At 32.5% G+C, this 12,337-nt stretch carries 13 protein-coding genes; 10 read left to right on the forward strand and 3 right to left on the reverse strand.

Annotated features, from left to right (window positions below):
• Positions 1-205 precede the first annotated feature (205 nt).
• From tgt to BB050_RS12175, 10 genes are all read left to right on the forward strand, one after another.
• Positions 206-1,336: a tRNA guanosine(34) transglycosylase Tgt gene (tgt, locus tag BB050_RS12130; RefSeq protein WP_066033735.1), complete on the forward strand. Its 1,131-nt coding sequence runs from the start codon at positions 206-208 to the stop codon at positions 1,334-1,336.
• Positions 1,337-1,422: 86 nt separating this feature from the next.
• Entirely contained in the window at positions 1,423-2,511 is a 1,089-nt protein-coding gene (locus BB050_RS12135; protein WP_008464919.1) for an LptF/LptG family permease, read from the forward strand.
• On the forward strand, positions 2,498-3,388 hold the full coding sequence (locus BB050_RS12140) for a DMT family transporter (RefSeq protein WP_066033736.1): 891 nt from the start codon (positions 2,498-2,500) through the stop codon (positions 3,386-3,388). The genes BB050_RS12135 and BB050_RS12140 overlap by 14 nt, the downstream gene beginning before the upstream one ends.
• A 112-nt stretch (positions 3,389-3,500) precedes the next feature.
• Positions 3,501-4,454, forward strand: coding sequence for an acetyl-CoA carboxylase carboxyltransferase subunit alpha (locus tag BB050_RS12145; RefSeq protein WP_008464922.1), 954 nt, complete (start codon positions 3,501-3,503; stop codon positions 4,452-4,454).
• 141 nt (positions 4,455-4,595) lie between these two features.
• Positions 4,596-6,140: a replicative DNA helicase gene (gene dnaB, locus BB050_RS12150; protein ID WP_008464924.1), complete on the forward strand. Its 1,545-nt coding sequence runs from the start codon at positions 4,596-4,598 to the stop codon at positions 6,138-6,140.
• A 131-nt stretch (positions 6,141-6,271) separates the two neighbouring features.
• Positions 6,272-6,622: a hypothetical protein gene (locus BB050_RS12155; protein ID WP_008464926.1), complete on the forward strand. Its 351-nt coding sequence runs from the start codon at positions 6,272-6,274 to the stop codon at positions 6,620-6,622.
• A 17-nt stretch (positions 6,623-6,639) separates the two neighbouring features.
• Positions 6,640-7,272, forward strand: a complete 633-nt coding sequence (locus tag BB050_RS12160) for a hypothetical protein (RefSeq protein ID WP_008464928.1) — start codon at positions 6,640-6,642, stop codon at positions 7,270-7,272.
• Between the two features lie 30 nt (positions 7,273-7,302).
• Positions 7,303-8,094 carry a sensor histidine kinase gene (locus BB050_RS12165; RefSeq protein WP_066033737.1) on the forward strand — a complete coding sequence of 264 codons (792 nt, stop codon included), beginning with the start codon at positions 7,303-7,305 and terminating at the stop codon, positions 8,092-8,094.
• A 115-nt stretch (positions 8,095-8,209) separates the two neighbouring features.
• On the forward strand, positions 8,210-8,875 hold the full coding sequence (locus tag BB050_RS12170; protein WP_008464932.1) for a response regulator transcription factor: 666 nt from the start codon (positions 8,210-8,212) through the stop codon (positions 8,873-8,875).
• Positions 8,876-9,218: 343 nt separating this feature from the next.
• The gene (locus tag BB050_RS12175) at positions 9,219-10,478 is read left to right on the forward strand and encodes an asparagine synthetase B (protein ID WP_066033738.1); all 1,260 of its coding nucleotides are present in this window, start codon (positions 9,219-9,221) and stop codon (positions 10,476-10,478) included.
• A 1-nt stretch (position 10,479) separates the two neighbouring features.
• On the opposite strand, the gene BB050_RS12180 is transcribed toward BB050_RS12175, so the two are convergent.
• From BB050_RS12180 to BB050_RS12190, 3 genes are all read right to left on the reverse strand, one after another.
• Positions 10,480-11,283 (reverse strand): endonuclease/exonuclease/phosphatase family protein, encoded by an 804-nt coding sequence (locus BB050_RS12180; protein ID WP_066033739.1) that lies wholly within the window; start codon positions 11,281-11,283, stop codon positions 10,480-10,482.
• A 67-nt stretch (positions 11,284-11,350) separates the two neighbouring features.
• Entirely contained in the window at positions 11,351-11,518 is a 168-nt protein-coding gene (locus BB050_RS21870; protein ID WP_160782925.1) for a hypothetical protein, read from the reverse strand.
• Positions 11,519-11,662: 144 nt separating this feature from the next.
• On the reverse strand, positions 11,663-12,331 hold the full coding sequence (locus BB050_RS12190; RefSeq protein WP_066033740.1) for a response regulator: 669 nt from the start codon (positions 12,329-12,331) through the stop codon (positions 11,663-11,665).
• Positions 12,332-12,337: the final 6 nt, after the last annotated feature.

Raw genomic sequence — 12,337 nt, forward strand, 5'->3', positions numbered from 1 at the left:
GTAGTTTTTTTTTAATGGGGAATATAGAGGATAGCCCAACCTTTAGAACGCCCAAATGAAGTAAATTGCAAATGTGAAAATCAAAATCCTAAAACGTAGAATCTGAAATTAAGAAAATATTAGCTAATTTTCTAATTGACAAATTTTCCAATTCATAAATTTTCCCTGAAATTAAACTATCTTTGCGCTCTGAAAAAAGAAACAGATGAAGTTTGATTTATTACAAAAAGATCCGCAGTCTAAAGCAAGAGCGGGAAGTATTACTACTGATCATGGCGTAATTGAAACGCCTATTTTTATGCCTGTTGGAACTGTTGCTTCTGTAAAAGGAGTACATCAGCGCGAGCTTAAAGAAGAGATTAATCCAGATATTATTCTGGGAAACACCTATCATTTATATCTGCGTCCTCAGACAGAAATTCTTGAAAAAGCTGGCGGATTGCATAAGTTCATGAACTGGGATCGTAATATTTTGACTGATTCTGGAGGATATCAGGTATATTCTCTTTCTTCAAATAGAAAAATTAAAGAGGAAGGGGTAAAGTTTAAATCGCATATTGATGGTTCTTACCACTTTTTTACGCCAGAGAATGTAATGGAAATTCAGCGTACAATTGGTGCAGATATTATCATGGCCTTTGATGAGTGTACACCTTACCCGTGCGATTATCGTTATGCGCAACGTTCTATGCATATGACACATCGTTGGTTAGACCGTTGTATTAATCATTTAGAAAAAGTTCCTTATAAATATGGTTACGAACAAACGTTTTTCCCGATTGTTCAAGGAAGTACTTATAAAGATCTTCGTCGCCAGTCGGCTGAATATATTGCAAGTGCTGGTCAGCAAGGAAATGCAATTGGCGGACTTTCTGTTGGTGAACCGGCTGAAGAAATGTATGCTATGACTGAAGTAGTTTGCGAAATTCTTCCAGAAGATAAACCACGTTATTTAATGGGTGTTGGAACTCCAATTAATATTTTAGAAAATATTGCATTAGGAATTGATATGTTCGACTGCGTTATGCCAACGCGTAACGCAAGAAACGGAATGTTGTTTACAGCAAACGGAACAATCAATATCAAAAACAAAAAATGGGAAGCTGATTTTTCTCCAATTGATGAAATGGGGCACACTTTTGTTGATACAGAATATACAAAAGCATATTTGAGACACTTATTTGCTGCTAATGAATATTTAGGAAAGCAAATTGCAACGATTCATAATCTTGGTTTCTACATGTGGTTGGTTCGTGAAGCTAGAAAACATATCTTAGCAGGCGATTTTAGACCTTGGAAAGAAATGATGGTTAAAAATATGAGCCAAAGACTTTAAAAAGAGTTTTAAGTTTCAGGTCTCAAGTTTTAAGTTCTCTACAGAGCGTGAAACTTGAAACTTGGAACCAAACAAACAAAATATATATGCTTTCAATAATAGATAAATACATTTTAAAAAGATACCTCGGAACTTTTTCTGTGATGCTTCTTTTATTTGCGCCAATCGGAATCGTAATTGACGTTTCGGAAAAGGTAAATAAAATGCTTGAAAACAAGATTCCGTTTGGAGATATTGCTTTCTATTATTACAATTTTACGATTTACTTTATTAACTCACTATTTCCGATATTCTTGTTCTTATCGGTAATTTGGTTCACATCCAAATTGGCGAATAATACAGAGATTATTGCCATTTTGAGTTCTGGAATTTCATTTACACGTTTCCTGCGTCCTTATATTATAGGGGCAACAATTGTGTCGATTTTCGTATTGCTAATGGGATTTTTTATTGTTCCTGCAGCCAGTGAAGGTTACAATAATTTTAGGTATACATATCTTAAAGGAAACGGAAAAGAACTCATGCGTGGTGAAAACACCAATGTTTTCAGACAGATTAACGATCATGATTTTATATTTGTAAATAGCTTTAATGAAGAATCAAAAACAGCTTTCAATTTTTCGTTAGAACATTTCGAAAAAGAAAAACTGACATATAAAATTACTGCAAGCCGTATTAAATGGGATCCTAAAAAGAAGATTTATGTTTTATACGATTATACAAAAAGGACTATCGGAGATTTAAATGATGTAATTGAAAAATCTCCCGAAAAAAATGTTGCCTTCAAATTTGAATTATCAGATTTAACACCCGTAGTCTATATTGCTGAAACGCTGACTTTGGGTAAATTAATTGATTTTATTGAAAAAGAAAGAAAGAGAGGTTCTGGAAATATTAATACCTATTTGGTTGTTCTTTATAAAAAATACAGTATCCCAGTTTCAGCATTCATTTTAACTATTATTGCAGTTTCGGTTTCTTCTATGAAACGTCGCGGTGGAATGGGAATGAACCTTGCCATCGGAATTGCAATTGCGTTTTCATTTGTATTCTTTGATAAAATCTTTGGTACACTGGCCGAAAAATCTACATTCTCACCTTTATTGGCTGTCTGGTTTCCGAATATTGTTTTTGGAATCTTAGCAGTTTACCTGTTACGTAATGCGAAACGATAATTTAAAAAGTTATTTAAATCTTCATTTAATTGTTTTTATCTGGGGTTTTACCGCCATTTTGGGCGCTTTAATTACTATTGATGCCGAAAATCTGGTTTGGTACAGAATGCTGATTGCGATGATTTTTTTGGGTGGATTTATTGCCTTTAAAAAACAGTCTTTTCAAGTTCCTGTGAAGGAATTTTTTAAATTGATTTTTGTCGGATTACTCATCGCTCTTCATTGGATTTTCTTTTTTAGGGCAATTCATGTTTCAAACGTTTCTATTACGCTTTCCATATTTTCATTAGGAGCATTTTTTGCTTCTTTATTGGAACCATTATTTTACGGAAGAAAGGTGCTTTGGTATGAAGTTCTCTTCGGACTTATCATAATTGCTGGTTTAGGATTGATTCTTCAAGTTGAGATAAAGTACCTTGAAGGCGTTTATTATGCCTTGGCCGCAATTATTTTAGGTGTTTTATTTACTTTAATGAATGGAAAATTGATTTCAGATCATGAACCTTCTTTAATTACTTTTTATGAGTTTGGTGCAGGAGTTGTCTTTATTACGATTTATTTTTTGTTTCAAGGAAAATTTAAAGCAGATTTCTTCGAAATGTCTTTAAATAACTGGGTCTTATTGTTGATTTTAGCTTCAATATGTACAGCTTATGCTTTTACTGCTTCGGTAAAAGTAATGCAAAGATTGACGCCTTATACGGTAATGTTAACTACTAATTTAGAGCCAGTTTACGGAATAGTTTTGGCTTATTTCATATTAGGAGGAAAAGAAAAAATGAGTGTTGAGTTTTATATCGGCGCAGTAATAATTATTATAACAGTTATTCTAAACGGTGTTTTTAAGCACTATCAGAACAAGAAGGAAAACTTGTAATAGTTTCCTTATTTTTAAAATGCATTTTTATACTTTAAATAACAATTAACTTCGCCAATGATATAATATTTTTATATTTGCGGTTCGATTTACAAACAAAATTCAAAAATCCATGGAATATTTAGATTTTGAGCTTCCAATTAAAGAACTTGAAGAACAGTTAGAAAAGTGCGTTATTATTGGAAAAGAATCTGACGTTGACGTAACGCCAACGTGCAAGGAAATCAACAAGAAATTAGAGCAGACTAAGAAAGATATATACAAAAACCTTACGGCTTGGCAGAGGGTACAATTGTCAAGACACCCAAATAGACCTTATACTTTAGACTATATCAAAGCAATCTGCGGAGATACTTTCTTAGAACTTCATGGAGACAGAGGTTTTAAAGATGATAAAGCTATGGTTGGCGGTCTTGGTAAAATAAACGGACAATCGTTTATGATTATTGGTCAGCAAAAAGGGTTTAATACCAAAACACGTCAATACCGTAATTTTGGTATGGCTAATCCAGAAGGATACCGTAAAGCTTTACGTTTGATGAAAATGGCAGAGAAATTCGGAATTCCGGTTCTTACTTTAGTAGATACTCCGGGTGCATATCCAGGATTGGAAGCTGAAGAAAGAGGACAAGGAGAAGCTATTGCTAGAAATATCTTCGAAATGGTTCGTCTGCAAGTGCCAATCATCACTATCATTGTTGGTGAAGGTGCTTCTGGTGGAGCTTTAGGAATTGGTGTCGGAGACCGTGTTTATATGTTAGAAAATACTTGGTACTCTGTAATTTCTCCAGAATCTTGCTCTTCTATTTTATGGAAAAGCTGGGAATATAAAGAGCGTGCAGCAGAAGCTTTAAAACTAACTTCTTCTGATATGAAAAAACAAAAACTTGTTGATGATGTGATTCCAGAGCCACTAGGCGGAGCACATTATGACAGAGAAACTACTTTTAAAACAGTTGCGGAATATATTACAAAAGGATATAACGAATTGAAAGACTTATCAACAGCTGATTTAATTGCCCAGAGAATGGACAAATACAGCAATATGGGCGAGTTTAAAGAGTAAATTCATAAAATAGAATTAAAAATCCGAAGCCCTGCGGTTTCGGATTTTTTTTTGGTTATCAACACAAAAAATATATTTATAAACAATAGAATAGTTATAACTCGTTAGCATATTTTTTTTAAATTTTGCTACTTTCGCTATATGGAAAATTTCAAAAATGTAAACCCTGTCAAGGTCGACAAAACTACTATTATCAATCTAGAAAAAGGTAAGCTTCCTCCGCAAGTAATTGACTTGGAAGAGGCTGTACTTGGTGCGATGATGATTGACAAAAAGGGGGTAGATGATGTAATTGATATTTTACAGCCAGACGCTTTTTATAAAGACGCACACAAACATATTTTTGAAGCAATTTTGCAGCTTTTTACAGAAACACAGCCTATCGATTTGCTGACAGTTTCTACGCAATTGAAGAAAAATGGTAAGTTAGAATTAGCCGGTGGAGATTTCTATCTGATTCAGCTTACGCAAAAAATTGCTTCTTCTGCGCACATCGAATTTCACTCGCGTATTATTCTTCAAAAATTTATTCAAAGAAGTTTGATTCGAATTTCATCTGAAATTATTGAAGAATCTTATGACGAAACCACAGACGTTTTCGATTTGCTGGATAAGGCAGAATCTAAATTGTATGAAGTAACGCAAGGGAATATTAAACGTAGTTCTGAAACGGCTCAGAGTTTAGTTCTTCAGGCGAAGAAGCGTATTGAAGAAATTGCGGGTAAAGAAGGTTTGAGTGGTGTGGCAACTGGATTTGAGAAACTAGATGAAGTAACTTCTGGATGGCAGCCTTCGGATTTGATTATTATTGCGGCTCGTCCTGGTATGGGTAAAACAGCTTTCGTCCTTTCGATGGCGAGAAACGTAAGTATTCAGTTCGGACATGCGGTTGCGATTTTCTCTCTGGAGATGGCATCGGTTCAGTTAATTACAAGGCTTATTTCTTCTGAAACTGGACTTTCTTCAGAAAAACTAAGAACCGGTAAATTAGAAAAACACGAATGGGAACAGCTGAGTACTAAAGTAAAAGATTTAGAAAAAGCACCACTATTTATAGATGATACACCTTCGCTTTCGATATTTGATTTACGTGCAAAATGTCGTCGTTTGGCCTCGCAGCATGGAATTAAATTAATCATTATTGACTACTTGCAGTTGATGACTGCAGGTGGAAGCGGTAAAGGAGGTGGAAACCGTGAACAGGAGATCTCAACAATTTCTCGAAACTTAAAGGCTTTGGCAAAAGAGTTGAACGTTCCGGTAATTGCGCTTTCTCAGTTATCGCGTGCCGTTGAAACCCGTGGATCTAGTAAACGACCTTTGCTTTCGGATCTTCGTGAATCTGGAGCGATCGAGCAAGATGCTGATATTGTATCGTTTATTTATCGTCCTGAATATTATAAAATTGAAGAATGGGATGATGATGAGGCATCTTCAACACAAGGGCAGGCTGAATTTATTATAGCCAAGCACCGTAACGGTGGATTGGAAAATATTCGTCTAAAATTCTTAGGGCATTTGGGTAAATTTGATAACCTAGAAGAATTTACAGGTGGGTATGATGATTTACCTTCTAAAATGAATCATGATGATAATCCTTTCCTAACAAAAAATTTACCATCTGCTAATGAAGCTTTCGGAAGTAATTTAAATGATGACGATGACGATAGCGATGTTCCGTTTTAAAAAACAAAAAAGCCTTGTTTCAAAGGCTTTTTTTTATGTTTTGATGTTAATTTTTTAATAAAAATCAGTAGTTTAGCGAAACCAATTATAAACTATCAAGTTTTTTATTAACCAATTAACAAATTTAAATTATGAATGAAGAAACTTTTCCGGGACCTATCCAGATTCCGTTAGCAACTGCAAATGAGTGGGAAAGAAGATATCAGAATGATACCACAATCGAAGACTCTAAGAACAAAGTAAAAGCTTTTTTAATACCAAGAGAGAGTTTAGAAAAAGTTTTAAAACTTGAAACAGAAGCTGTTTGGGCTTATCTAGGCATAAACGATCAGAAAGAAAAAACATTGCTTTTTGTTGGTGCCGAATATGATAAAGAAACTGGTAAATGGGTTAATGTATACGGTACTGGAGATGGTGTAGAAGGTGGCGAAGGAGCCGAAGAGGTCGTATATGACGGTGCAAGACCAAGTCCTCCATATTAATTAATTGAATTTCAAGAATGGATGATTTTTTAATATATTCAAGTTATTTGATTTTATTGATTAATCTTGTTCTATATACATTTAGCTTTTTCCACAAGGAAAAAGCTAATGTTTTTTTTGTCTCTTATTTGGCCTTTTCAACTGTGTTGCAGTTTTCAATGGAATTGGTATACCATTTAGGGATGAGTAATTTATTTCTTGTAAATATTTTTTTTATAGGGCAAATGATTATTCTGGGGCTTTTTTATAATTCGCTATTTTATAATAAAGCTCAAAAAATATTCGTCAAGACCTCATTAATAATTGCTTTATTGATTTTATTAATCCAATTTGTAATAGATTCAAGTCAATTCTTAAAGTTTAATTTATTTGGAATTACTTTAACTTCTTTGCTCATTGTTGTTTTTGCATTACTTCATTTTTATAATATGCTTACAGAAAACAAAAAGTATTATTATATAAGTATGGGGATAGTTTTTTATTTGTTGGCTAGCACGGTCTTATTTTTAATTGGCAATCTTTCAACAGGATTAAGTGCTGACTTAAAATACTTGAGCTGGCAATTAAATGCTTTTTTATTAATAGTTTATTATTTGATTATTTTATTTGAATGGTTAAAAAGTTTTTCGAGAAAAAGTTTACAGAACTAGATTCTATTGTATAATATAAAATGAACAGATATGAATACAGGTCATATTCCTGAGAAAGAACTCGTAGCCATAATATTATACATCTCTTTGTTTTTTATAATTGTTGCAGTAGCATTGATTATATTCTTTTACTTTTCTAGGAAAAAAATCATTCAGAAAGAATTAGAAAAAATAGATTTAATACTTCGATATCAAAAGGAACAACTACACGCTATAATTGTAACCCAAGAGGAAGAACGTAAAAGGATTGCGCAGGATCTTCATGACGATATTAGTTCAAAATTGAACATTGTTTCCTTAAACAGCCATTTGCTTACAGCGCCAAACTTAACTGAAGCTGAAACTGCAGAAATTACAGAAAATATAATCGCTTTGACAACAAAGGCATTAGATAATTCTAGAAAGATTGCACATAATTTGTTGCCGCCTGTTTTTGAAAAATTTGGTTTACATGCTGGCATAGAAGAGCTATGTGAAGAGTTTGAAAGCAGTAAATCGGTTAAAACACATTATAAAAACGAAATTGATTTTGATGAGAAAGATATAGATAGGCATCTGCATGTTTTTAGAATTCTACAAGAGCTTATCAATAATTCTATACGCCACGGAAAAGCTTCAGAAATATGGATTTCGTTTGCTAATGTAAACGGAATAAATACTTGCAACTACAAAGATAATGGTGTTGGTTTTGATAGTTCAAATGCTGAAAATCAGAAAGGTCTAGGAATGAAAAACATTGACAGCCGAATATCATTTTTAGAGGGAACAATAAAAATTAACTCTGAAATTAATAATGGTATTGTTGTAAATTTTACTTTTTAGCTGGAATTATGTGTTTTATTAAGGTTTTTAGTCAATAAAGTGGGGTATTTAGACTTTTTCTAAATCATATTTTGTAATTTCGATAAACCAAATTAAACGACCAAAAACAAATAAGATGAATGCTGCTATCAAAATTGCCCTAGTCGATGATGAAATTTTGTTTCGAAAAGGAATTTCTTTTTTATTACAGAGAGAAGAAAATATAGATGTTATTTTTGAAGCTCCAAATGGCGATGAGCTTATTTCACAGTTGAATGAAAGGGAAATAAAACCAGATATAATAATAATGGATTTAAAAATGCCGGTCTTGAACGGTGTCGAAGCCACTAAAATTATTAGAAAACTTTTTCCCGATATTAAGATTATTGCATTGACCAGTTATGATACCAAATCTTTTATTGCAAATATGATTCAAGTTGGCGCTGTCGCTTACTTAATAAAAAACACCACTCCAAAAGATTTAATTCATACAATCAACGAAGTAGCAAAAAAAGGTTTCTATTACAACGAAAATGTTTTAAAAACAATTCAAGAAACCATAGTTTCTCCTAAAAATACAAGAGGCGGTTTAGAAACAAATTTTCTTTCTCCTCGCGAAATCGAAATCCTACAATTAATTTGCCAGCAGAAAACTACTGCAGAAATTGCAGAACATCTTTTTTTAAGTCCGAGAACAATAGAAGGACATAGGAATAATTTATTGCTTAAAACAGAATCGCGAAATATTGCTGGTTTGGTTGTTTATGCCATCCAGAATGAATTGGCAGTCTTAACAATTTAGAAAATTATGCTGTCAAAAACTGAATGGACAGTACATAATATAATATGATTGTTATCACAAGAACACATAAACCTATTTTTTGAATCATATTTAAACCCTTTTGTTGGTTGTTGCTTTCGTTAAACTTCATAGTGGTTAATTTTTTACAGCGATTAGTTTTGTGAACTTGGGATAGCAAATTTATAGAGAATTTTCTATCAAATTATAGGTGTTTTTACCTGTTTTTTCATGTTTAGAATCTTTCATTTCCAAGTTTTTTTTTAACATTCTATTATGTCAGAAAAGATTGTAAGCATTCTTTTTTTGGTGCATCCTTTTATATCTTTACTAAAATAATTTTCTGATGAATAAGAGTTTATTCTACATTTTTATACTATTAGCAACATTTAATGCTAGAGCTTCGTTTATCTTACTTCCGATGGACGAAACAACACAGCAAAATCATCTAAAAGCATACGGGATTACTTATTGGTGTTTGAGCAGGGATTATAAAGCAAGTTGGCTTTTAAATTACCGCGGAGGTTCTTTTTTACTTCCTGATGCTGATGAAATTAGAAAAGAATGTAAAATAAGAGGAGTTAGTTTTGAAGTGATTTCAGATAGTGAACAAGCTTCTATTCTGAATGAAATTTCGAGTCCTTCACAAAATATGGAATCGGTGATTTTGGAAAAAGCTCCTAAAATAGCGGTTTATACTCCAAAAGGAAAACAGCCATGGGATGATGCTGTGACTTTGGTTTTAACTTATGCTGAAATTCCTTTTACGCCAATTTATGATGAAGAAGTTTTAAGTGACCAATTATTAATGTATGATTGGCTACATCTGCATCACGAAGATTTTACTGGGCAATACGGAAAATTTTATGCAGCTTACAAAAATACGCCTTGGTATATTGATCAAAAAAAGGACGCAGAAGCCTTAGCAGCAAAACTAGGATACGCAAAAGTATCTCAGGAAAAAGGAGCGGTTGCAAAAAAGATTAGAGATTTTGTAATTGGCGGAGGTTTTATGTTTGCTATGTGTTCTGCTACAGATAGTTTTGATATCGCACTTGCAGCTGATGGTGTGGATATTTGCGAAACAATGTTTGACGGAGATCCAAGTGAGTCTAACTATCAATCAAAATTGAATTATAATAACTCGTTTGCCTTCAAGAATTTTACTCTTGAAAGAAGACCAGAAGTTTATGAGTTTTCGGATATCGATATGACAACGAAAAGGAGAGTATTGATGGAGAAAGATTATTTTACGTTAATGGAATTTTCTGCAAAATGGGATCCGATTCCGAGTATGTTATGTCAAAATCATACACAATTGGTAAAAGGTTTCATGGGACAAACCACTTCATTTGATACTTCATTAATAAAATCGAATATCTTGATCATGGGAACCTGCGAATTAAACGGCGAGTCAAGATATATTCATGGAGAAAAAGGCAAGGGGATGTTTACTTTTTTTGGAGGACATGACCCAGAAGATTTTCAACACCAAGTTGGAGACCCACCGACGGTTTTAGATTTACATCCGAATTCTCCAGGTTATAGATTGATTTTGAATAATGTTTTGTTTCCAGCTGCTAGAAAAAAGAAGCTTAAAACATAAATTAATTTAAAGAAAATTCAAACCAGATTGGAATATGATCTGATACTTTTCTTGCATTCTGCAGTGAATCAAAATCTTCGTAAAATTTAATAATACCAGAATTAAAAACTTTTAAACTGGATGTCTTATAAAAGATATTGTCAAACTCAGATGCAAGACAGATATTGCTTTTGCATTGATGCTTAAGAGTCGTTTTTTGATTTTTTAATACAGATGCATATCCCATTTTCTTTAATGGGTTAAAAACAGAATGTTTTTCGGGACAATTGAAATCGCCTAAAAAAGTAAGGTTTAAATCGGGATATTCGTTTGGTAAAAATTTGAAATATTTGATTTCGGTTTCGGGCTGTTTTTTTTTCGTTATGGCATGAAAATTAACTAGTGTAATTGTCTTTTTGTTGATTTCGAATGTGGCGAAATAGGGCTCCCGATCAATTTCTACACTAAATTTTTTCTCGAGCCAAGGTCTGCTTTTTAATTTGGCTTTGTTGGTTTTCCAAATGAAAGCATAGCGTTCAGTTTTGTAACTGCTGCTCGAAGTAGGATCGCTTATTTTATAATCCCATTTATTTCCTTTTTCATTAAGTAATGATGCCAATTTTGCAACAGTTTGGGCACCACCATTTCCAGCAACAACTTCTTGAATTGCAATAATATCGTAATTAGAAATTGTCTTGGCAATATAATTTAAATGGATGTCAGATTTAGATTTTCCAAAATTTTCTAAATTCCAAGATACCACCTTGGTCTGCGCTAAAGATAAAAAGGTAAAAAATAATAAGACGAGGCTGAGAGTTTTTTTCATGTAAAAATTTATAGAAAAAGATATGAACCTTCTTTTTCAGCAATAATCAAGCCTTTCTTAAAATTAATTAATGTTTTTTGTATCGGTTTTTTAGTGCAGTTCCGATAATTATAATTTGCAATACTAATAATGCTGGAATAAATATTATTTTCCAATCAATTTCTAGCCAGCCTGTTTTTTCAGAAACAAAGGCAAAGCTAATTGATAGAAAAAGGCAGAGTAACATTGTTTTCATAATAATTTTATTTTGTGTAGTATTAATTTTGGAGAATATAATACTCGCTTTACTTTTCGGTTTCATGGTAGGTTAATAGGTTATTACAAATTTAACGGTATCAAAAGTGTAATCCTTACGGAAACCCGTAAAGCGCCATAAAAATTACACCAATCCGAAATCTTTTGCGATTGCAATTAAATGCACATTATTGTTAGCCTTAAAATAGATTTTCAGTTTATTGATTCTTTTTTCAATACTGCTTGTTCCGTTAGGTGTTATAGATAAATCTTTAAATTCCTTAGAAATGCTTTCCAAAATATATCCTTTTGATAAAAGCTTCAAAATAGAAATATCATAAGATTCAATTTCGATTAAGGCTTTGTCATTAAAATTAAAAGACAAATCAGAAGAAAGTATTTTTTCTTCATTATTAAAGGTGCTTTCAATAGCATTTCTTAACTCAGCAATACTATTCCTCCCTTTAGAAACGTAAGCATTGATACCTAATTCGTTAAAAAGAGTTTTAATTCTATAGCTTTTATCTTCTATAGAAAAAACAATCTTTTTTATATTAGGCTGTACCTTGTTTATGGCATCAATAAGTTCATCGCCACTATTTAAAGTTACTTTTCTGTGATCAGATTTAAATGATAAATCAGTAATCAGCAAATCATAAGGTTCGTTATCAGCTAATGCTTTTTTTATTTTAAGCAAACCTTCGTCACAATATTTTACGTGATGAATTACAGGAACTTGTAATTCTTCAAGTACTTGAACTACTGCCAGGCTGATACTGTCTAAATCTTCGGCAACTAAAACTTTTTTAAACATATATTG

It is taken from the genome of Flavobacterium anhuiense (assembly GCF_001705175.1).
Taxonomy (GTDB): Bacteria; Bacteroidota; Bacteroidia; order Flavobacteriales; family Flavobacteriaceae; genus Flavobacterium; species Flavobacterium anhuiense.